Raw genomic sequence first — 22,451 nt, forward strand, 5'->3', positions numbered from 1 at the left:
GGCGGCGGCATCGGCGCAGCCGCACTCTGCGGCGGCGGCGGACAAGGCGACGCACTCATCATCCGCGTCCCCAAGGCATGAGTGTCTAAATACACCTGAACGAGCGCTCTCGCTCTCCGACGCCCCGTGGTTTTGCTCACACAACTACGGGGCGTCGTAGTTGTTCGGGCACAATGGCCTCATGGCGAACATCTTTGACGTATCCACTCCCGCGAAACGCTTCCGTCTGGTGGCGTGGTGGGAAGCTGTGACCTGGGCGGCCTTGCTGGTTGCCATGTTCTTCAAGTGGGTCCTCGGACACGAAGAAGCGATTCGCATCCCCGGAATGGTCCACGGTACCGCGGGCTTCCTGGTGTTCATCGTTGTTGCTCTGCTGACTGCGTGGTCGCTCAAGTGGGACATCAAGACCACGATCCTTGCGCTGATCTCGAGCGTTCCTCCGTTCGGCACCGTCATTTTCGAACGCTGGGCAGTGCGAAACGGCAAGCTCGGTGAGCTGTCCACGGAGTTCGAGGCGTCCAAGGGCAACGCGGCGCTCGTCTGAGTGCTGCATCCCTCTACGTAGCTTCGCGCAACTCGTGACAAACTGGGAGTCGTGACTCGACCAGGTTCCAGGCCCCCCGCGCGTTCGTCCGCAGTTGCTGCCGCCATGAGCGGCGCAGTCGACTTGTCCGCCTTCAAAGAGCGGGCCACGGCCCCACCACCGCCGCGTAACACCAGCGGCGACGGGGCCGTTTCTGCTGTCTCCGGGGCAGTGATCGAGGTGACCGAGGAGAACTTCGAAAGCGAAGTCCTGCTGAAGTCGAGCCAGGTGCCGGTCATCGTCAACATCGGTGGCCGCGCATACGAGCCCTCGGTCGTGTTCACCGAAGTTCTCGAATCATTGGCGGCCCGCGCCGGCGGCAAGTGGATTCTTGCCAACGTCGACGTCGACGTGAGTCCTCGCATCGCGCAGGCATTCGGTGTCCAGTCGGTGCCGACGGTTGTTGCCGTCGCGGCTGGTCAGCCGTTGGCCGATTTTCAGGGTGCTCAGCCAGAGGCGCAGCTCAGCCAGTGGTTCGACGCAGTGCTCCAAGCTGTCGAGGGCAAGTTGAGTGGGCCGGTGTCCGACGGGGACGAACCGGTGGAGGAGGTCGAGGATCCTCGCTTCGTGGCCGCTGAAACCGCGCTGGACGGGGGCGATCTCGACGCCGCCATCGCTGCGTACCAGATGATTCTCGACGCCGAACCCAACAACGCGGAGGCCAAGAGCGCTGTCCGCCAGGTGAAGTTCATGGCTCGGGTTCAGGGCGTCGATCCCGAGTCGATTGCGGCCGCGGATGCTGATCCGTCCAATCTCGAACTGCAGTTCGCTGCAGCCGACCTGGAAATGTTCGCCCAGCAACCCGAGGCTGCGTTCGCTCGCTTGATCTCGGTGGTATCTCGAACTGCCGGCGACGACAAGGCCGCAGCGCGGACGCGCCTGCTCGAGCTGTTCGAACTGTTCGACCCGGCAGAACCGATCGTCATCGCGGCCCGGCGTAAGTTGGCTTCCGCTCTCTACTGACGTGTGGACCGGCAGCCGCTACTCCGTGTAGCGGCTGTCGCACACTTCCCGGCCACCCAGTACACCGGTCCGGAACGCGTCTACGCGTGCAAACCCGCTCGGCACCGTCTCACCGTTGACGTCACTGGCGGCGAGGCCATCGGTCAGCAGCCCCGATACGGCTTCGTCGAGGTCGCCGGGGGAGAGTGTGACTTGAGCTCCGGACGCCGCAGCGTTGGTGGGACTGAGCGCTGCGGTGATGACGCCGGACAGGCAGGCGGCGCGCAAGGCAGTTTGCGGAGTGTCGAGCGATTGGCCGTTCTCCTTCTGCATCGCGAGGGTGTACCTCGACGCGAGCAGGACGTAGGCGTTGTAGTCACCGGTGATGTTGGTCTGGATCAACTCACGTCGACCGACGCGACCCGGCGTGCCGCGCTCGGCCAGGTCGTCGACGCTGATTCCGATGGTGTTCGTCGACGGGCAGTACGAGACGGGCTCGGTCGCAACGGCGTCGCTGCACCCGGTGTCTGCGCCGGTGAACACGACCTTCGGCGGCTCGGGTAGATCGAAGATCGCTTGGAATGTCTTCACGAACTCGTCGAGCGTTGCCTCGGTGACAGGCAGTTCTCCGGAGTCGTTGCCTTCGGCGAACTGCTGCGGGAGGTCTGCGCGTCGTGACTCGATTTCGTCGGCGTCCATCTTCGCGCAGGCGCCGGCGCCGTCGGTGAAGCCGATCTGAGTGGCGGTGACGCGCTCGAACGCCGAACCATGGTGGCTCTCAGGATCATTAGGGTCTTCGTCGCGGATGGCGACCGCCGAGGCCAACACCTTGTTGAGGCCATCGGAGGTGTTCATCGTGAAGTGTGCGGCCTTGTCCTCGGCGACGTGCCGCAAGAAGGCGCCACCGAAACAGTCGGCTTGCTGTTCTCGCACCAGGGCCGCATCTCGTTTGCCGCCGACGATCCCGGCTTTGCGTTGAACGGCGTGGCCGTACTCGTGCGCGAAAATGAAGGCGACGGCCACTTCGCCGAACTTCTCGCGTACCTCGGGCAGTAGCAGTTCGCGATCCCAACCGATGGTGTGATCGATGCTGCAGTACCCGGCGTTGATGAGTTCTTCGGTGGTCTCTTCGCAGAAGTCCGGTCCGTTCGATTCGGTGGGGTCCCACGAGATCAGCTCGTCAACCGGCTCGAAGGGCTTGTCGAACAGAGCCGGGTACTCGGCGGCCCAGTAAGTTTCGATGTCGGTGATGGCGTTGGCCGCCAGGGCGTCGATGTCCCCGCCGTCGGTACCGGTGATTGCTCGGTCCGCATTGGGGGCTCCCGGGCGCAATCCGCTGGGGCCTGCTGTTGCGTCGAGTCCGGCGACGCGGAACGGATCGTGATAGATCGAGACGGCGTGCCCGTTCGTTCCGCTGGCACAACCGGCGAGCAGTGCGGCCACTGCGAACAGTGACGACGTGACAATGACTACTCGCCGGCCGACCATCAACGCTCCAGACTTATCCAAATCGCTCCAGCAGCTGGCAGCGCCACCTGTGCGGAGGCTGGCCGACCGTGCCACGAACGCGACGTTGCCGTGACCGCTCCGAGGTTCCCGACTCCGGAGCCGCCATACACCTCGGCATCGGTGTTGAGAATTTCCACCCATCGGCCGGGCTCTGGTAGCCCGACGCGGTAGCTCGAGTGCTCACTGCCCGAAAAGTTGAACAGGCAGGCGACAATCGAACCGTCAGTACCGTAACGCAGAAAACTGAGGACGTTGTTCTCGGTGTCGTTGGCGTCGATCCAGGAGTATCCGCCGGGGGAGGTGTCGAGGGTCCACATCGCCGGATGGCGTCGGTACGCGGAGTTGAGATCTCCGACCAGTCGCTGGACGCCGCGGTGGAGAGTGCCGGTGTACTGATCGTCGAGTTGCCACCAGTCGAGGCCGCGTTCTTCGGACCATTCCGCGCTCTGACCGAACTCCTGTCCCATGAACAGCAGTTGCTTGCCCGGATGCGCCCACATGTACGCAAGCAGTGAGCGCAGGCCGGAAGCCTTGGCGAAGTCGTTGCCGGGCATCCGGGTCCACAGAGTTCCCTTGCCGTGCACCACTTCGTCATGGCTGATCGGTAGCAGGTAGTTCTCACTCCACGCGTACATCAGCGAGAAAGTGATCTCGTGATGGTGGTAAGTCCGGTGCACCGGGTCGTGACCGAGGAACCCGAGGGTGTCGTGCATCCACCCCATGTTCCACTTCATGTTGAACCCGAGGCCACCGACATTGGTCGCCCGAGTGACTCCGGGCCACGCCGTCGACTCCTCGGCGACGGTGACGACTCCTCGGTGGTTCTTGTGGACGGTGGCGTTCATCTCCTGCAGGAACGCAACAGCTTCGAGATTCTCGCGGCCACCGTGAATGTTGGGAGTCCATCCACCTTCCGGACGTGAGTAGTCCAGGTACAGCATCGATGCGACGGCGTCGACGCGCAGTCCGTCGATGTGGAACTCCTCGAGCCAGAAGAGCGCGTTGGCGACGAGGAAGTTCCGGACCTCGCGGCGACCGAAGTCGAATACGTATGTGCCCCAGTCCAACTGCTCGCCGCGACGCGGATCGGCGTGCTCGTACAACGGCGTTCCGTCGAAACGGGCAAGCGCCCATTCGTCTTTGGGGAAGTGTGCAGGCACCCAGTCGACGATGACGCCTATCCCTGCGGCATGCAGGTGGTCGACGAACCACCGGAAGTCATCCGGGGTGCCGAAGCGGGAGGTCGGTGCGTAGTACGAGGTGACCTGGTACCCCCACGATCCACCGAACGGATGCTCGGAGACGGGCAGCAGTTCGACGTGGGTGAATCCGGTTTCGGTGACGTATACGGCGAGTTGCTCGGCCATCTGCCGGTAGTCGAGTCCCGGACGCCACGATCCGAGGTGCACCTCGTACACGCTCATCGGGGACTGCGAAGGGTCGACACCAGCGCGGGTTTCCAGCCAGGCCGCGTCGTTCCATTCGTGCGAACTGGTGGTCACTCGCGACGCCGTCGCCGGCGGTACCTCGGTACCGAATGCCATGGGATCGGCCTTGTCGCGAACCGAGCCGTCGTGGCCGTGGACCCGGAACTTGTACAGCGAACCGACTGCGATGTCGGGCAGGAAGAGTTCCCAGACCCCGGTGGAGCCGAGGACTCGCATGGGGGCGAATTGCCCACTCCACCCGTCGAAGTCGCCGACGACGGTCACGCCGCGGGCGGCCGGAGCCCAGACGGCGAACGAGGTGCCGTCGACGGGTCCGTCCGGTGTCTCGTACGAACGCGGATGTGCGCCGAGGATGTCCCACAGTCGTTCGTGCCGACCTTCGCCGAACAGGTGAAGGTCGAGTTCACCGAGAGTCGGCAGGAATCGGTAAGGGTCGGCTGCGAGAACTGTGTGGCCACCCGGGTACGTCACGGAATAGCGATAGTCGATCAGGTCTGGGTAGGGGACCAGGGCCGCGAATATTCCGTTCGAAACATGTTCGAGAGGAAAGGTTTTGCCGCCGATGACGGCACTGACGGACTCGGCGTTGGGACGCAACGCTCGGAGAACGGTGCCGTCGGCGTGGGGATGGGCGCCGAGGACACTGTGCGGATCGTGATGTTCACCGCGCGCCAACAGTTCCAGATCGTGATTGTCCGGCGCGATTCCCGAAGGGGACTTTTCGGTTGGCATCACTTGCCTCCACCTGCGCGGTGCGCATTGCGAGCTTGGTAGGCCAGAGAGATCCGGGCCGGATACGGAACGGGTGGGAGCGCGAGGATGTGCGCCACCGAACGCCAGGGCTCGAGCCGGACGAAATTGGCCTGGCCCCAATTGAACTGCTCACCGGTAACCTCGTCGAGCACGGTCATGTGGTCGTGCCATTCGCGTCCGAGCGCCGGCATGTCCAACCAGACGGTGCCCTCTTCTGCCGCGAACGGGTTGAGGTTGATCACCGTCAGGACGGCGTCACCGGTCGAGGCGTCGAACTTCGAGTAGGCGATCAACGCGTCGTTGTCGATGTGGTGAAAGTGCAGGTTCCGCAACTGCTGCAGGGCCGGGTGTGCACGCCGGATGCGATTGAGTGCGGTGATCCACGGCTCGAGCGATTCGCCTCGCGCTGCTGCTTCGGCGAAACGGCGCGGACGAAGTTCGTACTTCTCGGAGTCGAGGTATTCCTCGCTGCCCGGGCGAACGGCTTGATGTTCGTAGAGTTCGTAACCGGAGTAGACGCCCCATGTCGGCGCCAGGGTGGCGGCGAGAGCTGCTCGCAGTGCAAACATTCCGGGCCCACCGTGCTGGAGGGACTCGTGCAGGATGTCCGGTGTGTTCACGAAAAGGTTCGGTCGGGCTTCGTCGGCCTTTGCCGCCAGCTCGTTACCGAATTCGGTGAGCTCCCACTTCGCAACTCGCCAGGTGAAGTACGTGTACGACTGCGTGAACCCGCGCCTGGCAAGGCCGTACATGCGCGCCGGACGAGTGAACGCCTCGGCGAGGAACAGGACGTCGGGGTCGGTTTTCTTGACCTCCGAGATGAGTGTCTCCCAGAAGTTGGGCGGCTTGGTGTGCGGGTTGTCGACACGAAAGATCTTGACTCCGGCGTTGATCCAGTGGCGGACCACGCGCAGGATTTCCTTGTCCAGACCGCGAGGATCGGTGTCGAAGTTGATCGGGTAGATGTCCTGATACTTCTTGGGCGGGTTCTCGGCGTAGGCGATGGTGCCGTCGGGAAGGACGTTGAACCACTCCGGATGCTTCTGGGCCCATGGATGATCCGGGGCGCACTGCAGCGCGAGATCCAGTGCCACTTCGAGATCCAGCTTGCGGGCCGCAGCGACGAAGGCCTTGAAGTCCTTGAGCGTGCCGAGTTGCGGGTGGACTGCGTCGTGCCCGCCGTCGGCAGAGCCGATCGCCCACGGCGAACCGACGTCGCCGGGTTCGGGGGTGAGGGTGTTGTTGCGTCCCTTGCGGTTGATCTCGCCGATGGGATGGATCGGCGGAAGGTAGACGACGTCGAAACCCATTGCGGCGATGCGGGGCAGATCTTCGGCCGAGGTACGGAACGTGCCGTGCTGCGGTACTCCGTTCTCGTCCCATCCACCGGTCGAACGGGGGAAGAACTCGTACCAGGAGCCGAACAGCGCACGGCTGCGATCGACGACGACAGGGTGGGACTGGCCCTTGGTGACCAGTTCGCGAAGTGGAGTAGCGCGGAGCAGTTCGGCGACGTCGGAGGCGAAGGCCGGAGCGACGCGAGCAGTCAGCGCCTGATCGCTGCGCAGCGACGCCGTGACGGCCTCGAGCCTGGACCTGTTGCCCCGCGGCACTTCGTGCGCGGCCTTTTCGAACAGGCGCGCACCGATTTCCAGGTCGTTGGCCAACTCGGCCGCCCCCTGCCCGACGGCGAGCTTTGCTTCCACGGCGTGCTTCCAGGTGGCGATGGGATCGCTCCACGCCTCGATCCGGAACGACCACATACCTTCGGCGGACGGCGTGAACACCGCGTCGACGGTGTCCGGTTCGGTCCCGGGATCCATCGGAATGCGCAGCGGCTTGGTACCGCGCGGACCACGCACGACAAGAGTGGCGGAAATGGCGTCGTGGCCTTCTCGCCACACGGTGGCGTGCACCGGGAAGACTTCACCGACCACGGCCTTTGCCGGATAGTTACCCGAGATCTCGGGTACCACGTCGTCGATACCGAGGCGTCCTGACACGGGAGGCTCCATTTCTGATGATGGATCGCGGTAAAACTTTCTTTCGCCGGGTTCAACCGTAGTGGGTGCGGCGCTGCGGTGCTGATAACGGCGAAGCCGCCAGGCTGATAACGGCGAAGCCGCCAGGCTGATAACGACGAATTCGGGTCTGTCGGTGGTCAGGTCGGCTCGGGCGTTCGGTTCCACCGGACAGAGTGCAAGGAACTCGACTAGGGTTCGCGGGGTGAAAGCCTTGCGTCGGTTCACTGTCCGAGCCCACATTCCGGAGCGCCTCGCCGCGCTCGGCCCCCTGTCCACCAACCTTCGGTGGTCGTGGCATCCCGAGACACAGGATCTGTTCTCGCGACTCGACCCCGAACTCTGGCAAGCAGTCCAGTTCGATCCGGTCCGCATGCTCGGGGAAGTCAACCCCACCCGTCTCGACGAACTCAGCAGTGACGAGGCATTTCTCGGTGACCTCGACACTGCAGCAGCCGATCTCGATGCCTATCTGAGCACGCCGCGCTGGTATCAGTCCCAGCAGGCCAAGGGCACATCGTTGGCCGGCGGAATTGCGTACTTCTCCATGGAGTTCGGAGTCAGCGAAGTTCTGCCCAACTACTCCGGCGGATTGGGCATCCTCGCGGGCGATCACCTCAAGGCCGCGTCCGACCTCGGCCTGCCGCTCATCGGCGTCGGACTGCTCTACCGATCCGGCTACTTCCGCCAGTCGCTGACCGCCGACGGTTGGCAGGCCGAGCACTACCCGCCGCACGACCCTCAAGGGTTGCCTCTTCGTTTGCTGACGGACGCAGGCCCGACTTCCGACGACGGATCACCGGTCGTCATTCACGTCGCGATGCCCGGTGGACGAGTGCTGCGTGCGCGAGTGTGGATCGCTCAGGTCGGACGAGTGCCGTTGCTGCTGCTCGATTCCGACATCTCCGAGAACGACGCGGATCTGCGCGGCGTCACTGACCGTCTTTACGGTGGGGACCAGGATCACCGCATCAAGCAGGAGATCCTCGCAGGTATCGGCGGCGTCCGCGCGGTGCGTGCCTACACCGCGGCGTACGGATTGCCCGATCCCGAGGTTTTCCACATGAACGAGGGGCATGCCGGATTCCTCGGCATCGAACGGATTCGGGAACTTGTGACCACCAGCGGTCTGGACTTCGATTCGGCTCTGGCCGCGGTCCGCGCCGGAACGGTCTTCACGACGCATACTCCGGTTCCCGCCGGAATCGACCGCTTCCCGGCGGATCTGGTCCGTCACTACTTCGGCGGAGCGAACGGCGAGAACGAATCGAGTTTGCTTCCCGGTCTGACCGTCGACCGCATAGTCGGGATGGGGCGCGAATCCGATCCGTCGATCTTCAACATGGCGCACATGGGTCTTCGCCTGGGCCAGCGAGCCAATGGCGTCTCGAAGTTGCACGGCATCGTCAGTCGCGACATGTTCAACGGTCTCTGGCCTGGATTCGACGCCGACGAGGTGCCGATCGGATCGGTCACCAACGGTGTCCACGCTCCGACGTGGGCGGCGCCGGAGTGGATGGACGTGGCCAGGCGGATCGTGGGGCAGGAGCAGCTCGAAGAAGCGCGCGGTTGGGAGCGCCTACACGAGTTGTCGGCCACCGAACTGTGGGAAACACGTAATGCGTTGCGCGGCAAGTTGGTCGACGAAGTCCGTCGTCGCGTCCGAGCGTCGTGGCTCGAACGCGGCGCGACCGAAGCTGAACTCGGCTGGACCACTGGAGTTTTCGATCCCAACGTCTTGACAGTCGGATTCGCCAGGCGCGTGCCTACGTACAAGCGGTTGACGCTGATGCTCCGTGATCCCGAGCGTCTGCGTGCGATGTTGCTCGACGAGAAGCGTCCGGTGCAGTTGGTGGTGGCCGGTAAGTCGCACCCCGCCGACGACGGCGGTAAGGCACTCATCCAGCAGGTCGTACGGTTCGCCGACGAAGCGGATGTGCGTCACCGCATCGTCTTCCTGCCCGACTACGACATGTCGATGGCCCGGTACCTCTACTGGGGCTGCGACGTGTGGCTCAACAACCCACTTCGCCCACTCGAGGCGTGCGGCACTTCCGGCATGAAGTCCGCGCTCAACGGTGGACTCAACCTCTCCATTCGCGACGGATGGTGGGACGAGATGTACGACGGCGAGAACGGGTGGGCCATTCCGACGGCCGACGGTGTTCTCGACGACGTGCGGCGTGACGATCTGGAAGCCGGCGCCCTCTACGAACTTCTCGAGCACGCGGTACTGCCGACGTTCTACGACCGTGATGCAGCCGATCTGCCGACACGCTGGGTCGAGAGGGTTCGCCACACCCTCGAGAATCTGGGCCCGAAGGTGTTGGCATCACGCATGGTTCGTGACTACGCCGTCGACTACTACGCCCCTTCGGCGGAATCAGCTCGAGCGGTAGTGGCGGACGATTTTGCCGGCGCGCGTGAGGTGGCCGAGTTCCGTCGTCGCATCGAATCGCAGTGGCCGTCCGTCGCCGTCGAGCAGGTTGACGGTTCCGGACTGCCGGACACTCCGGAGATCGGTGCGACCATCTCGTTGAAGGCCAAGGTCCGCCTCGGCGGCTTGTCGGTCTCGGATGTCCAGGTCCAGGCAGTCCTGGGACGCGTCAGCCCGGGCGAGGAACTCACCGACGTTGTGACGTTCCCGATGACACACTTCGGCGCCGAGGACGGAACCGAGATCTTCGAAGCCGAGGTTGCGCTTCCGGTCTCCGGTTCCGTGGGATACACCGTGCGGGTGCTGCCGCATCACCGGTTGTTGGTCGATGCGTCCGAACTCGGGTTGGTGACCACTCCGAGCGTCTGACGTATTGCATTCTGCCCCGGTCCGTTCGGTCGGTACCGGGGCAGAATTGTGTCCGCGTGAGAACTGGCTCAGGGACGTGAGTCGCGGATGCGGGTGAGCGCCTTGCGGACGACTTCGGGGTTGGTCGTCTCCCAGAAGGGCGGCAGCGATGCGCGAAGGTAACCCGCGTATCTCGCCGTGGCCAGACGCGGATCGAGCACGGCCACCACGCCCTTGTCGTCGGTGCTGCGAAGCAGGCGACCCACGCCCTGTGCCAGGAGCAGCGCCGCGTGATTGGCCGAGACGCTGAGAAAGCCGTTACCGCCATGGGATTCGATGGCTTGTTGGCGAGCCATCAACAGTGGATCGTCCGGGCGCGGGAACGGAATCCGGTCCAAGATGACGAGGCTCAGCGATGGGCCAGGGACATCGACGCCCTGCCACAGGGACAACGTGCCGAACAGTGACGTGGGTTCGTCCTTGGCGAAGGCCTTGACGAGGGTGCCGGTGGCGTCGTCGCCCTGGCACAGGATCGGGGTGTCGAGGCGTTCGCGCATCGCCTCCGACGCGGCTTTGGCGGCGCGCATCGAGGAGAACAAGCCGAGGGTGCGTCCGCCGGCAGCCTCGACAAGTTCGGCGATCTCGTCGAGATAGACCGGGGAGAGGCCGTCGCGGCCGGGCGTGGGCAGGTGGCGGGCAATGTAGATGATGCCGGCCTTGGCATGGTCGAAGGGCGACCCGACGTCGAGCGAGTTCCAGCGGAAAGCCGAAGCGTCAGAAGGTGCTTCGGTGCCGATGGCGGTACCCGAGTCGGGTCGCACCGACGATTCCGCGGGAAGGCCCCAGTTGACGGCGAGACCGTCGAACGATCCGCCGACGGTCAGCGTCGCGGAAGTGAGAACGACGGTGGATTCGGCGAACAGTCGCGAGCGCAGCAATCCGCCGACGGAAAGCGGAGCCATCCGGACGGAGCGCCGCACCGATCCGCGGAACTCGTCCGAGGACAGCCAGACGACGTCCTTGCGCTTGGCCGGGTCTGGTTCGTCGAAGGCGGTGAGAATACGCACGGCACTGTCGTGGACGTCGTCGACGGACGAGAGCGCAGCGTTGCGGGCTGCAGCGGCTTCGGGGTCTGCGGCTGCCATGCCCGGTTTGGCCGGACCGATTGCGGTGCGCAGCGACCAGGCCGCGTCGCGTATCGCGGCCAGTGCGGGCGCCGCACCGTCCGGGAGGCCTTCCCATCGACCTGGACGCAATTCCTCGAGGAGCCCCGCCCAACCCTCGCCGGCGGCTTCGAGTCGGTCGGCGTCCTGCTCTTCGGCGATCTTGCCGCAACGCCTGGCCGCGGCACTGATCGACGAAGCTGTGAGATCGGCCGTGGCAACACCGGTGACGCGGTCGACCAATTCGTGGGCTTCGTCGATCACCACGACGTCGTGGTCAGGGAGGATCTGGATGCCGGTGATGGCGTCGATAGCGAGCAGCGCGTGGTTGGTGACGACGACGTCGGCCTTCGACGCCTCGACGCGGGCGCGCTCGGCGAAGCAGTCCTCACCGACCGGGCACTGGTTCTTTCCGATGCACTCGCGGGAGGTGACGCTGACCTGCCGCCACGCCTGATCGGATACGCCCGGTACCAATTCGTCACGATCACCGGTTTCGGTGTCGGATGACCATTCGGTGAGGCGGACGACCTCCCGGCCGAGACGCGAGACCGTGAACGGATCGAACAACTCGTCCTCGGGTGGCTGCTCGGACGCGCCGGTGTGGATCTTGTTCATGCACAGGTAGTTGTTGCGGCCCTTGAGGATTGCGAACTCGGCGCGTCGGCCGAGTGGCTTCTTCAGTGCATCGGCGAGCCGTGGCAGATCTCGATCGACGAGCTGGCGCTGAAGCGCGATGGTGGCGGTGGACACGACCACAGTGCGCCCAGACTCGACCGCATGGCGCAGGCTCGGAACGAGGTAGGCGAGTGACTTACCGGTACCGGTGCCGGCCTGGACGGCCAGATGCTCGCCCGTGTCGATCGAGTGCGCCACGGCCGACGCCATCGTCAGCTGACTGGTTCGTTCGGCACCGCCGAGCGACCGCACCGCTGTCTGGAGCAGTTCGGGAACGTTCGGGAGTTGATCGGCCACCCACGAAGGTTAATGGATCCCTACGTCAGAAACGTCCACGGATGATTCCCGGGGTAGTTCCCCGGCATTCGAGTCTTCTTCCGACGACGCCTCGTCTCGCCCGATCAGCTGCACTCCCGCCTCCTGCATCTGTACCAATGCCGACTCGATCGTGGCAGTCGACACACCTGCGGTGAAGGGGAGAAGGACCGTCGTGGCGAATCCCGCGCGCGCCGCGTCGATGGCCGTGGCCTTGACACAGTGATCTGTGGCAATGCCGATCACGTCGACGTCGGTGATCTTGTGGGCGCGGAGCCAGTCCTCGAGCGTCGTGCCGTCCTCGGCTGCTCCTTCGAAACCGGAATAGGCCGCGCTGTATGCGCCCTTGGAGAAGATCGCCGAACCGGCGACGGAAGCGTCGAACGCCGGATGGAACTCGGCGCCGGCCGTCCCGACGACGCAGTGAATCGGCCAACTGTCGACGAAGTCTGGGGTCTCGGAGAAATGCGCCCCAGGATCGATGTGGAAATCGCGAGTCGCGACTACGGCGTCGTACTCGTGGGAGTTGACGAAATCGTTGACGGCCGCCGCAACCGCAGCGCCGCCGTCGACCGCGAGCGCGCCACCTTCACAGAAATCGTTCTGAACGTCGACGACGATCAGTGCTTTAGCACTCACTGGTGCTCACCTCCGGAGAATCGAACGGGCACAGCCGAGTCTCCGCGCGAGAGCTTGAGCCCTTCCCACGGCAGGCTCACGAGCCCGGCCTTCAGAACTGCGCGGCTCTCTTCGAGCGTCGGTGCGCTCTCGACGACCTTGCCTTCGCGAACCAACGGGATCAGCAGTTCGGTCGCGCCGTCCGCCTCGGAAACCGGAGCGGGCGAGCCGGCAGGGTAGATGACTTCTTCGACGATCGTTCCGGTCGGGCGAACCACGCGCAGTGCCTTCTTGGCGCCGCCGCGAGATGCCTTGTTGGTGCTTCTCTTCTCGACCGCGATTCCGTCGACCTCGACCAGCTTGTAAACCATGCCTGCGGTGGGCGCGCCCGATCCGGTGACCAGTGAAGTACCGACACCGTACGAGTCGACGGGTTCGGCGCGCAGAGCCGCGATCGCGTACTCGTCCAGGTCGCCTGAGACGACGATGCGTGTCTTGGTAGCACCGAGATCGTCGAGTTGTTGGCGTACCTGACGAGCAAGAACGCCGAGATCGCCGGAGTCGATGCGAACCCCACCCAGCTCGGGACCGGCAACGGCGACAGCCGTTTTCACACCCTCGGTGATGTCGTAGGTATCGACGAGCAACGTGGTGGATACGCCGAGTGCCGCGACCTGACCGCGGAATGCCGCTGCCTCGTCCGGACCGTCTTCGGTGGTGTGCAGGAGTGTGAAGGCGTGCGCACTGGTACCTGCGCTGGGTACGTCGTGACGCCGCGCGGCTTCGAGGTTGGAGGTGGCGTCGAAGCCGGCGAGATACGCGGCACGTGAAGCGGCGACGGCGGCCTGTTCGTGTGTACGACGCGAGCCCATCTCGATCATCCGTCGACCGCCCGCTGCGCTCACCATGCGGGCTGCGGCCGAAGCGATCGCGCTGTCGTGGTTGAGGATCGAGAGAATCAAGGTTTCGAGGATGACGCACTCGGCGAACGTTCCGCGGACCGAGAGGATCGGTGAGCCGGGGAAGTAGAAGTCGCCCTCGCGGTAGCCGTCGATGTCACCGGAGAATCGATAGTTGCGCAGCCACTCGACGGTCGTGTCGTCGAGGAATTTCGCAACGATCGCCAGTTCCGGTTCACCGAACCGGAACTGCTCGAGTGCGTCGAGAAGGCGTTCGGTACCGGCGACGACGCCGTAGCGACGACCGTCTGGCAGCCGCCGTGCGAATACCTCGAAACTGCAGTTGCGGAAGGCAGATCCGTCGGCGAGAGCCGCCGAGAGCATGGTCAGTTCGTACTGATCGGTGAGCAGTGCGGTGCTGGCACCGGCGTCGCGGATGTCGGAAATTTGCGTAGGCACGCACACAACTCTATGCGCGAGACGACGTGGGTGGGTGTTGTCGCCTCTCGTCGCGCCGTACCCTGGATACATGGTTTTCGGCGGCGCGACCGTGTCCGGCACTTACTCGGCGAACGTAACGATGAGAGGCGCTACGGCTTCCTCTCCTCAAGCCACGCCCGAGCAGTCGGAGGCTGTTGCGACCATCGAAGCCGCAGATCGGCCCTGGGTGACCATCGTCTGGGACGACCCGGTCAATCTCATGCATTACGTGACTTACGTGTTCCAGAAGTTGTTCGGTTACAGCAAAGCCAAGGCCACCGACCTGATGATGCAGGTCCATTCGGAGGGCAAGGCCGTGGTCTCGAGCGGTTCGCGCGACAAGATGGAGGCCGATGTTCGTCGCCTCCACGCTGCCGGTCTCTGGGCCACGATGCAACGCGACGACACCTGAGAAAAGCCCTGAGAAAAGCACTTTTTCGACCGATTTGTTCGCCTAACTCGTAGACGGGAGTCCGACGCGTGCGGACGTGGAGTAGGAAGAGTTCACTCGGCGGAGTGAAGTTCAAGTCCGAGATGGACGGCCACGAGGCGGCGGTTCTGCGCTCGCTCGTGGAGTCGGTATCCGGGCTTCTCGACGAGCGCGCGTCTTCGGCGCCGCAAGACGAGCTCGCCGCGCTGACGGGTCTTCGTACCGGAAATTCGGAGACGCCCGACAATCCGGTGTTGGCGCGTTTGCTTCCCGACTTCCAGCGCACCGATCCGGACAAGGTCGCTCCGGACAGTGACGATCTCGACGACGCCGGCGCCAATGTCAACGGCGCGCTGCGCAGTTTGCACGAACCCGAGATCATCGACGCCAAGCGCGAGTCCGCTCGCATGTTGTTGGCTTCGCTTCCGGAGGCCGGCGGCAAGGTCGTTCTCACGCAGGAACAGGCCGATGCGTGGCTGTCCTCGCTCAACGACGTCCGTCTCGCGCTCGGAACCAATCTCGGCATCGACGCCGACACCCCGGAGAGCCTCGAACCCGACGACCCGCGCGCCCCGCATCTCGACGTCTATCACTGGTTGACGTGGATGCAGGACTCCCTCGTCCAGGCGCTCATGCCATGACCACGACGCGGACCGGGCCCACTGATTCACTGACAGATGTCGCCGGCCTCGCTGTCGGTCATCACCACAAGCTCGACGAGGGAGCCACTCTCGGAAGCGGCGCAGCCACCGGGTGCACGGTCGTGCTCGCGTCGGCCGGTGTGGTTGCCGGAGTCGACGTCCGCGGCGGCGGTCCGGGTACCCGCGAGACCGACCTACTCGACCCGAGCCATTCGGTCCAGCAGGTCAATGCCGTGCTGTTGACCGGCGGGAGTGCCTACGGACTTGCCGCGGCCGATGGAGTGATGCGCTGGCTCGAGGAACACGATCGCGGGATCGCGATGGGTGCTCCTGGTCAGGTGGTACCGATCGTGCCCGGCGCCGTGATCTTCGATCTGCCGGTGGGGGACTGGACCGTTCGTCCGACCGGAGACTTCGGATTCCTCGCTGCCGACACCGCTTCGCGCGAATTCGCCACGGGCACGGTCGGCGCCGGGGTAGGTGCCAGAGCCGGAGCGCTCAAGGGTGGGGTGGGAACGGCCAGCGTCGTGATCGCCGACGGCCCGGCCGAGGGTACGACGGTCTCCGCGTTGATCGTGGCGAACCCGGTGGGTTCGGTCTTCGATCCCAGAACAGGCTTGCCGTGGGGCGTCGGCTCGGACGGGGCGGAGTCGTTCGGGCTCAGGCTTCCCGACGCGTCCGAACTCGCGGCGGCCAACGCCGTTGCAGCCAAGGGAACAGTCCTCAACACCACGATCGGTGTGGTCGCCACTGACGCCGCCTTGACAAAATCCGGGTGCCGACGCGTCGCCGTCGCAGGGCATGACGGTCTGGCTCGTGCGATTCGGCCCGCGCATTCGCCGCTCGACGGCGACACGATCTTTGCGCTCGCCACCGGCGATCACACTCCGAATTCGGAGATCGCGGTTCCGGCCGCTTTTCCGAACGATCTGCCGATACTCGATGCGGTGTGTGCCGCCTCGGCGCAGGTTGTCGAACGTGCGATCGTCACAGCGATTCTCGACGCCACGTCGGTAGCCGGAATCCCGAGCTACCGCGAACTCTTTCCGTCGGCATTTCTCTAGGCAGCACTCCGGGAATCGGCGGTAATCTCGAATTGAGCCTGGTCGCGAGTGACCGAATCAGAAAACCGGATCGACGGTGGAGGACGCACACGATGACGATGGATTTCAACAATCCGGACTTCGGCACCCGGACGCCGGCACCGAAATCCGGTCCGCCCTCGGTGTGGAAGCAGTCGGCCGTGTTGGTGGGCGGCTTCGCGATCCTGCTCTACGTGATCGAGATCGTGGATGTCATCTCCGGTCAGAACGTCCAGAACGCCGGCGTCACCCCGCGCACGCTCGACGGCCTGTGGGGAATCCTGTTCGCCCCGGTCCTGCACGACGACTGGGCTCACCTGATTGCCAACACCATTCCGGTCCTGATCCTCGGGTTCCTCGTGCTGGTGTCGGGAATTGCGCGCGGACTCGCGGCGACCGGCATCATCTGGGTGATCGGCGGTGTCGGGACCTGGTTGTTCGCCGGCTCGAACTCGAACCACGTCGGTGCGTCCGTGCTGATCTTCGGCTGGGTCACCTACTTGCTGGTGCGCGGGTTCTTCACGCGGAGCTTCACACAGATCCTGATCGGCGTTGCCGTCTTCGTCGTGTACGGCGGAGTGCTGTGGGGCGTTCTCCCGAGCGATCCACGGGTTTCCTGGCAAGGACATCTGTTCGGAGCGATCGGCGGCGGGGTGGCCGCCTGGGCGCTGACGTCGGGGGAGAGGGCCAAGCGCGCAGGGTCGGCGCCGGCCGTCCGACCACCGAGTTTCTGAACGGACGTGGGTCACACCCTCGCTGCGGTGTGACTTCGACGCGCCAAAACCACCAAGAGCTTTTTTCCAGACGGGTAGACGTGGCAGCATGACCGGTATGCGCATGACCGTCCTGGGGTGTTCCGGCAGCGTCACGGGTCCGGATTCACCGGCTTCGGGATACCTGCTCACGGCACCGGGAACTCCGCCGCTCGTGATCGACTTCGGCCCGGGAGTTCTTGGGGCGTTGCAGCGATACGCCGATCCGGGCGAGGTGACGATCCTGCTTTCGCACCTTCACGCGGACCACTGTCTCGACATGCCCGGCCTGCTCGTCTGGCGTCGCTATCACCCCAACCCACCGGTCGGGCGGGCTCTGGTTTACGGCCCCACCGACACGGCCTGCCGCATCGGAGTGTCCTCCGCCGAGTGCGCCGGCGAGATGGATGACATCTCCGACACCATCGACGTCCGGCTCTGGGCCGAGAACGAGCCGGTGACGTTCGGAGAACTGAGCGTCGTCGCCCGTCGGATGAATCATCCACCCGAGGCTTACGGTTTCCGGATCACCGGCGCCGACGGCCGCGTGCTCGTCTACACCGGTGACACGGGTATGTGTGACAACGTCGTCGAACTCGCCCGTGGAGCGGACGTGTTGCTCTCCGAAGCTTCGTGGACCGACAGTCCGGATCGCCCCGAGGGAGTTCACCTATCCGGTAAGGAAGCCGGCCGTGTGGCTGCCCTCGCCGGCGTCAAGGAACTTCTCCTCACGCACATCCCGCCGTGGACCTCCCGCGAAGACGTGATCGCCGAAGCGAAATCCGAATTCTCCGGACCGGTCCATGCCGTCTCCGCCGGAAGCGTCTACGACATCTGATTCCCCGCACATTCGATGCAGTGCCGACCGGGCGACCGCTAGGCTCACGAAGGTGACTACACGAGAAGACGGTAGGGCGGACGACGAGCTCCGCACGGTCAAGATCACCCGCGGGTTCACCAGTCATCCGGCCGGATCCGTTCTGGTCGAGTTCGGGAACACTCGCGTGATGTGCACGGCCAGCGTCGAAGAGGGTGTACCCCGCTGGCGCAAGGGCTCCGGCTTGGGTTGGCTGACAGCCGAATACGCGATGCTTCCCGCCGCCACGCACACGCGCAGTGGCCGCGAATCGGTCAAGGGCAAGGTCGGCGGCCGTACGCAGGAGATCAGTCGACTCATCGGCCGATCACTTCGGGCCTGCATCGATCTCGCTGCGATCGGCGAGAACACCATCGCCCTGGACTGTGATGTCCTCCAGGCCGACGGCGGTACCCGCACCGCGGCAGTGACGGGGGCGTACGTGGCCCTGGTCGACGCCGTGACGTACCTGCGCGCAGCCGACCTGCTCTCCGACCCTCAGCCCATCTCGTGTGGCATAGCGGCCGTCAGCGTCGGCGTCGTGGACGGACGAGTGCGCCTCGATCTTCCGTACGAAGAGGATTCGCGCGCCGAGGTCGACATGAATGTCGTGGCCACCGACACCGGCACGCTGGTGGAAATCCAGGGAACCGGTGAGGGCGCCACGTTCCCACGCTCGACGCTGGACAAGCTGCTCGACTCCGCTCTGGCTGGTTGTGAGCAACTTTTCGAGATCCAGCGTCAAGCGTTGGCCGAGCCGTATCCCGGGGTGCTACCCGAACCGAAGAATCCGGAACCCAAGAAGAAGTTCGGTGCCTGAGCTGTGAGCGTACGAGTATTGGTTGCCAGCCGAAATGCCAAGAAACTGAAGGAACTTCACCGGGTGCTCGACGCCGCTGGAGTGAACGGAATCGAACTGGTCGGGCTCGACGAGGTGCCGCCGTTCCCCGAAGCCCCCGAGACCGGGGCGACGTTCGAGGAGAATGCACTCGCCAAGGCACGTGACGGCGCGGCGGCAACCGGAATGCCTTGCATCGCAGATGATTCCGGTGTCGAGATCGATGCACTCAACGGTATGCCCGGCGTGCTGTCCGCGCGATGGTCGGGCACTCACGGAAACGACGGCGCCAACACTGCGCTTGTCCTGGCTCAGCTGGGAGACGTGCCAGACGAGCGGCGCGGCGCGGCATTCGTCTCCGCCTGTGCACTGGTGATCCCCGGCGGCGACGAGACTGTCGTGCGCGGCGAATGGCGCGGGGTGATCGGCCGAGAACCAGCCGGCGACGGGGGCTTCGGATACGACCCCATCTTCCGTCCGGACGGCGACACCCGCTCTGCCGCAGAACTCACCCCGGCCGAGAAGGATGCGGCGTCACATCGAGGGCGCGCGCTCGTGCAGCTCGTTCCGGCGCTGGCGGCACTGGCCGGCTGAACCGAATTTCGAAAAGTAGAGCCCTGAACGCGTCTGCGTTCAGGGCTCTACTTTTCGAAACTCTCAGAGCTGATAAGCCTGCTTCACCTGGGCAGTTCGCTTGTGCTCGAACACGAACGACAGGAACGGGATCGTGCCGGCGAGCGCGGTGGCAACCGTCGTACCGGGCTTCCACCGGGCCTTGATCGCCAAGTCGATCGTGAACACGAGATAGAGCATGTAGAACAGGCCGTGGATCTGGCCGATGTAGAACAACCACGACGGTGCGTCCGCCGAATTGTCGAGAATCAGGTACTTGTAGACCATCTCGCCGGTCAGGAACAGCAGCCAGAGGCCGGTGATCCAGGCGAGAACGCGGTATCGGACGAGCGCCGACGCAACCTTCTTCTGCTTTTCTGCGTTGACTGCGGGGGTAGCGATGCTCGCTTCCGAACCGGTACTCACGTCGTGCTCCTATCGGACTCGCGAGCGGCGAGCTGCGCAAGGTAGTCGTTGTATTCCAGCATTTGACGGGCTTCAGGGTCGTCGACGTCGAGGTTCACATCGTCGAACTCGGCCTGCGGGCGTTGCGGCAAGAGGTCGGCGGGAATCTCACGCGGCTCCGCGGCGGCTTCCTCGGCTTCGGCCTCTTCGGGGTCCACGTCTTCGAGCTGAACGAACTTGCGATACGCGTACACGACAAACGCCGCGAACAGCGGCCACTGGAACGCGTACCCGAGATTCTGTCCCGAGCCTCCGACGGCTTCGAAGCGCTCCCACTGCCACCAGCCGAGCGCGAGGCAGCCGGCAGCTGACACGATGACCAGCAGAATCAGCGCAGGTCGGCGTTTAGTAGCGTTCTTGGACACACTAAGACGGTACCTGAGAGCTATAGTGCCTCGCCCTGCGATCTCCGACACGGTGTCGTAGAAGCCGTTCCACAGCACCTGTGCGCTATGCCCATCCTCACCCGCAACGCCAGGCACTGAACACATTTTCCCAGCTGTGCTGCATCGATAACCTCGGGCGTATCCGAAAGCAGGGGAGTGTTTCATGCACATCAGAGTGATTCGCCCGGTCATCGACACCACACTGACTCCGGCGGTGACAGACGAGGTGGAGCACTGGGCGGCGCCCGGCACGACGGTCGATGTCGTGTCACTGCTCTCTGGCACGGCGAGCATCGAGTCCGAGTACGACGAGGCACTGGCCGGCCCCGGGATCGTGCAGCGGGTCGAAGAGGCGGCAGTCGAAGGCGTCGACGGTGTATTCATCACGTGTTTCGCCGATCCCGGAGTGCATGCCGCCCGAGAGATCATCGACGCACCGGTGGTCGGCGGCTTCGAGCCGTCATTTCTGACAGCGATGAGTCTGGGCGATCGCGTCGGTGTCGTGACCATCCTGCCGAACGTCGTGCCGATGCTCCGATCGCTCACTCGGCGGTATGGGCTCGATAGTCGGCTGGGCAGTATTCGAGTCGTGGACATGCCGGTGCTGGGCCTCACCGATCGGGAGGAACTGATTGATCGACTGGCCGCTCAGGCGTCTGCGGCAGTGCAGAACGGCGAGGCCGATTCCGTCGTTCTCGGTTGCACCGGGATGCTCGGTGTGACCAGTGCAGTCCGAGACAGGCTGCATGGCAAAGGGATTCACGTTCCGGTTGTGGATCCGACGGCGTCGGCGATCACGTGGTTGGAGAGCTCGGTCCGTCTGGGGCTGACGCCGAGCCGGACGACGTACATGACCCCGCCGGTCAAGGCTCGAAAGCGCTGAGCCTGATCTAGAACCGAAAAAGCCCCGCCGGATCTGATCCGGCGGGGCTTTTTCGTTGTGCGCGAGGGGGGACTTGAACCCCCACGTCCTGAGACACTGGAACCTAAATCCAGCGCGTCTGCCAATTCCGCCACTCGCGCGCGGAATTCAAAGGATACGCGAGTGGAATCGCTCGCGGGCACACCACCCTGGTCGGGATGCGCCCGCCCGCTCTCAGGCCGTTTCGGCGAGTGGATCCGCTGCGGGCGGCGTGGTGGATTTCTTCGACCGGCGCGGTTGCTCGGCCGTGCGTTGATACCGCCACGCAGCGTGGGTGAGTGTTGGAACATCGACATCGAGATGTTCGGCAACCGCAACTAGCAACTCGGCTGCGTCGGTGCTCGACAACAATTCCTCGCTACTGCTTGCTTCGGTGGCGAACCGTGCAAGTAGATCTATCGAAGTTGCCGTCAACTTCCCGGACAGGAACACCAGCGTCTCGAAGGTCCTGGGGCCCAGGCCTGGAACGGAGACGACTGCCGAACGGAGGCCTTCGGTGTCCTCGACGTCGGCACCGCACCGGCAACCGGCGTCGGCGAGCGCTTTGGCCGCACGAGCCGCACCCTCGGCTTTGGTGAAGTAGTTGCCCGGCACGCGCTGGCGATTGCCGAGAATCGTTGCGAGCTCGTCGCCACGGTCGGTGAAGGCGGCGAGAGCGGACAAGCTGTCGAGGTGTTCGCCTGCGGCTACCGAGCGGTGTGTGCGCCAACGGTCGAGGACGGCGCGGACTCCGGTCTTCGGTGTTCCGTAGGCGGCGCGCGACGAGAAGATCGCATCGAGAAGGGCGGCTTCGGACTCGCGCGGCCATCCCTGATTCCAATGCGGCCACGCCTCGCGCGGAAGCTCGGCGCCGATGAATTCGGCCGCTCTGACTACGTCTGTGTCTTTCATGATTTCTCCCCCCGAGAAGTCGTCCGGTGTGGACGCGCTGAACGTAGCGAGGGGGTCCGACAGATGGTGGCCCGGAACGCACGGGATCGACCGTCCGTCAAGGAGGTCACGAATTGGTAACAATAAATATGAGGGGTTCCTCAGGTTTCTGAAAATCCCGGTAACAGTCCCAGGCAGGGCGTTCGCGACCTACTCGCGAGTCACTTTCTCGAAGTCTCGTGAGGAAGATCACGGCCTCGAAAGTCCAGATTTCCAGGGTGCCGACAAACGTGAGGAAATCCTCATGATTCTGTGTAAACCTTGTCTTGCACGAACGCCCTGACTCCGTCGATTCTCTCGACGAATTCGCGAGCACTTCAGCCGGGCAGCACACCGCAAATCC

Annotated in this window: 20 protein-coding genes and 1 tRNA gene; 11 read left to right on the forward strand and 10 right to left on the reverse strand. The window is 64.3% G+C overall.

What is annotated here, in order from left to right:
• Window positions 1-181: 181 nt before the first annotated feature.
• On the forward strand, window positions 182-544 hold the full coding sequence (locus tag AC3WQS_RS16225) for a DUF3817 domain-containing protein (protein ID WP_020908283.1): 363 nt from the start codon (window positions 182-184) through the stop codon (window positions 542-544).
• Window positions 545-649: 105 nt separating this feature from the next.
• Window positions 650-1,546, forward strand: coding sequence for a co-chaperone YbbN (locus AC3WQS_RS16230; RefSeq protein ID WP_060939690.1), 897 nt, complete (start codon window positions 650-652; stop codon window positions 1,544-1,546).
• An 18-nt stretch (window positions 1,547-1,564) separates the two neighbouring features.
• Here the strand turns inward: AC3WQS_RS16230 and AC3WQS_RS16235 are convergent, their stop codons facing one another.
• Genes AC3WQS_RS16235 through AC3WQS_RS16245 form a run of 3 tightly spaced genes read right to left on the reverse strand, consistent with a single transcriptional unit; the run spans window position 1,565 to window position 7,238 of the window.
• Window positions 1,565-3,013 (reverse strand): neutral zinc metallopeptidase, encoded by a 1,449-nt coding sequence (locus AC3WQS_RS16235; protein WP_020970042.1) that lies wholly within the window; start codon window positions 3,011-3,013, stop codon window positions 1,565-1,567.
• Window positions 3,013-5,214: a 1,4-alpha-glucan branching protein GlgB gene (glgB, locus tag AC3WQS_RS16240; RefSeq protein ID WP_031331511.1), complete on the reverse strand. Its 2,202-nt coding sequence runs from the start codon at window positions 5,212-5,214 to the stop codon at window positions 3,013-3,015. The genes AC3WQS_RS16235 and glgB overlap by 1 nt, the downstream gene beginning before the upstream one ends.
• Window positions 5,214-7,238: an alpha-1,4-glucan--maltose-1-phosphate maltosyltransferase gene (locus AC3WQS_RS16245; protein WP_445388219.1), complete on the reverse strand. Its 2,025-nt coding sequence runs from the start codon at window positions 7,236-7,238 to the stop codon at window positions 5,214-5,216. Before AC3WQS_RS16245 ends, glgB begins: the two co-directional genes overlap by 1 nt.
• A 223-nt stretch (window positions 7,239-7,461) precedes the next feature.
• Here AC3WQS_RS16245 and glgP point away from each other — a divergent pair, with 223 nt between their 5' ends.
• A complete protein-coding gene (gene glgP, locus AC3WQS_RS16250) occupies window positions 7,462-10,062 on the forward strand; it encodes an alpha-glucan family phosphorylase (protein WP_492713455.1) in 2,601 nt (866 codons plus the stop codon).
• 68 nt (window positions 10,063-10,130) lie between these two features.
• Here the strand turns inward: glgP and AC3WQS_RS16255 are convergent, their stop codons facing one another.
• The 3 genes from AC3WQS_RS16255 to AC3WQS_RS16265 are packed head-to-tail and all read right to left on the reverse strand — an operon-like array spanning window position 10,131 to window position 14,173.
• Window positions 10,131-12,179, reverse strand: coding sequence for an ATP-dependent DNA helicase (locus AC3WQS_RS16255; RefSeq protein ID WP_019749155.1), 2,049 nt, complete (start codon window positions 12,177-12,179; stop codon window positions 10,131-10,133).
• Window positions 12,180-12,188: 9 nt separating this feature from the next.
• The gene (locus tag AC3WQS_RS16260) at window positions 12,189-12,836 is read right to left on the reverse strand and encodes an isochorismatase family protein (protein ID WP_021333460.1); all 648 of its coding nucleotides are present in this window, start codon (window positions 12,834-12,836) and stop codon (window positions 12,189-12,191) included.
• Complete coding sequence (locus tag AC3WQS_RS16265) at window positions 12,833-14,173, reverse strand: nicotinate phosphoribosyltransferase (protein WP_020970036.1); 1,341 nt, start codon at window positions 14,171-14,173, stop codon at window positions 12,833-12,835. The genes AC3WQS_RS16260 and AC3WQS_RS16265 overlap by 4 nt, the downstream gene beginning before the upstream one ends.
• A gap of 121 nt (window positions 14,174-14,294) precedes the next feature.
• On the opposite strand from AC3WQS_RS16265, the gene clpS reads away from it, so the two are divergent.
• The 7 genes from clpS (at window position 14,295) to rdgB (ending at window position 19,387) form a co-directional block, all read left to right on the forward strand.
• Entirely contained in the window at window positions 14,295-14,606 is a 312-nt protein-coding gene (clpS, locus tag AC3WQS_RS16270) for an ATP-dependent Clp protease adapter ClpS (protein WP_029255695.1), read from the forward strand.
• A 68-nt stretch (window positions 14,607-14,674) separates the two neighbouring features.
• Window positions 14,675-15,265 carry an oxidative stress transcriptional regulator AosR gene (gene aosR, locus AC3WQS_RS16275; protein ID WP_069147356.1) on the forward strand — a complete coding sequence of 197 codons (591 nt, stop codon included), beginning with the start codon at window positions 14,675-14,677 and terminating at the stop codon, window positions 15,263-15,265.
• On the forward strand, window positions 15,262-16,329 hold the full coding sequence (locus AC3WQS_RS16280; RefSeq protein WP_070386567.1) for a P1 family peptidase: 1,068 nt from the start codon (window positions 15,262-15,264) through the stop codon (window positions 16,327-16,329). The genes aosR and AC3WQS_RS16280 overlap by 4 nt, the downstream gene beginning before the upstream one ends.
• Before the next feature lie 92 nt (window positions 16,330-16,421).
• The gene (locus tag AC3WQS_RS16285) at window positions 16,422-17,081 is read left to right on the forward strand and encodes a rhomboid family intramembrane serine protease (protein ID WP_492713456.1); all 660 of its coding nucleotides are present in this window, start codon (window positions 16,422-16,424) and stop codon (window positions 17,079-17,081) included.
• Between the two features lie 97 nt (window positions 17,082-17,178).
• Window positions 17,179-17,937 (forward strand): cyclic nucleotide-degrading phosphodiesterase, encoded by a 759-nt coding sequence (locus AC3WQS_RS16290; protein ID WP_007733274.1) that lies wholly within the window; start codon window positions 17,179-17,181, stop codon window positions 17,935-17,937.
• Between the two features lie 52 nt (window positions 17,938-17,989).
• Entirely contained in the window at window positions 17,990-18,775 is a 786-nt protein-coding gene (rph, locus tag AC3WQS_RS16295) for a ribonuclease PH (RefSeq protein ID WP_003945332.1), read from the forward strand.
• A 3-nt stretch (window positions 18,776-18,778) separates the two neighbouring features.
• Window positions 18,779-19,387, forward strand: coding sequence for an RdgB/HAM1 family non-canonical purine NTP pyrophosphatase (rdgB, locus tag AC3WQS_RS16300; RefSeq protein WP_019749148.1), 609 nt, complete (start codon window positions 18,779-18,781; stop codon window positions 19,385-19,387).
• 63 nt (window positions 19,388-19,450) lie between these two features.
• Here rdgB and AC3WQS_RS16305 read toward each other — a convergent pair whose 3' ends face one another.
• Both AC3WQS_RS16305 and AC3WQS_RS16310 read right to left on the reverse strand, forming a co-directional pair.
• Complete coding sequence (locus AC3WQS_RS16305) at window positions 19,451-19,831, reverse strand: DUF3817 domain-containing protein (protein ID WP_003945334.1); 381 nt, start codon at window positions 19,829-19,831, stop codon at window positions 19,451-19,453.
• Entirely contained in the window at window positions 19,828-20,235 is a 408-nt protein-coding gene (locus AC3WQS_RS16310) for a hypothetical protein (protein WP_021333455.1), read from the reverse strand. The genes AC3WQS_RS16305 and AC3WQS_RS16310 overlap by 4 nt, the downstream gene beginning before the upstream one ends.
• Window positions 20,236-20,419: 184 nt before the next feature.
• Between AC3WQS_RS16310 and AC3WQS_RS16315 the strand changes: the two genes are divergently transcribed.
• Window positions 20,420-21,139, forward strand: coding sequence for an aspartate/glutamate racemase family protein (locus AC3WQS_RS16315; protein WP_492713457.1), 720 nt, complete (start codon window positions 20,420-20,422; stop codon window positions 21,137-21,139).
• 58 nt (window positions 21,140-21,197) lie between these two features.
• Here AC3WQS_RS16315 and AC3WQS_RS16320 read toward each other — a convergent pair.
• A tRNA-Leu gene (locus AC3WQS_RS16320) sits at window positions 21,198-21,279 on the reverse strand.
• 73 nt (window positions 21,280-21,352) lie between these two features.
• Window positions 21,353-22,069 carry a DUF8548 family protein gene (locus AC3WQS_RS16325; RefSeq protein WP_020970029.1) on the reverse strand — a complete coding sequence of 239 codons (717 nt, stop codon included), beginning with the start codon at window positions 22,067-22,069 and terminating at the stop codon, window positions 21,353-21,355.
• Between the last annotated feature and the right edge of the window lie 382 nt (window positions 22,070-22,451).

The organism is Rhodococcus sp. FW305-130 (assembly GCF_058788335.1).

Bases quoted from the DNA above. Each gene is read 5' to 3' on its own strand.
- AC3WQS_RS16225 (WP_020908283.1), top strand. From the start codon at position 182: ATGGCGAACATCTTTGACGTATCCACTCCCGCGAAACGCTTCCGTCTG.
- AC3WQS_RS16230 (WP_060939690.1), top strand. From the start codon at position 650: ATGAGCGGCGCAGTCGACTTGTCCGCCTTCAAAGAGCGGGCCACGGCC.
- AC3WQS_RS16235 (WP_020970042.1), bottom strand. From the start codon at position 3,013: ATGGTCGGCCGGCGAGTAGTCATTGTCACGTCGTCACTGTTCGCAGTG.
- glgB (WP_031331511.1), bottom strand. From the start codon at position 5,214: ATGCCAACCGAAAAGTCCCCTTCGGGAATCGCGCCGGACAATCACGAT.
- clpS (WP_029255695.1), top strand. From the start codon at position 14,295: ATGAGAGGCGCTACGGCTTCCTCTCCTCAAGCCACGCCCGAGCAGTCG.
- AC3WQS_RS16280 (WP_070386567.1), top strand. From the start codon at position 15,262: ATGACCACGACGCGGACCGGGCCCACTGATTCACTGACAGATGTCGCC.
- AC3WQS_RS16285 (WP_492713456.1), top strand. From the start codon at position 16,422: ATGACGATGGATTTCAACAATCCGGACTTCGGCACCCGGACGCCGGCA.
- AC3WQS_RS16290 (WP_007733274.1), top strand. From the start codon at position 17,179: ATGCGCATGACCGTCCTGGGGTGTTCCGGCAGCGTCACGGGTCCGGAT.
- AC3WQS_RS16315 (WP_492713457.1), top strand. From the start codon at position 20,420: ATGCACATCAGAGTGATTCGCCCGGTCATCGACACCACACTGACTCCG.
- AC3WQS_RS16325 (WP_020970029.1), bottom strand. From the start codon at position 22,069: ATGAAAGACACAGACGTAGTCAGAGCGGCCGAATTCATCGGCGCCGAG.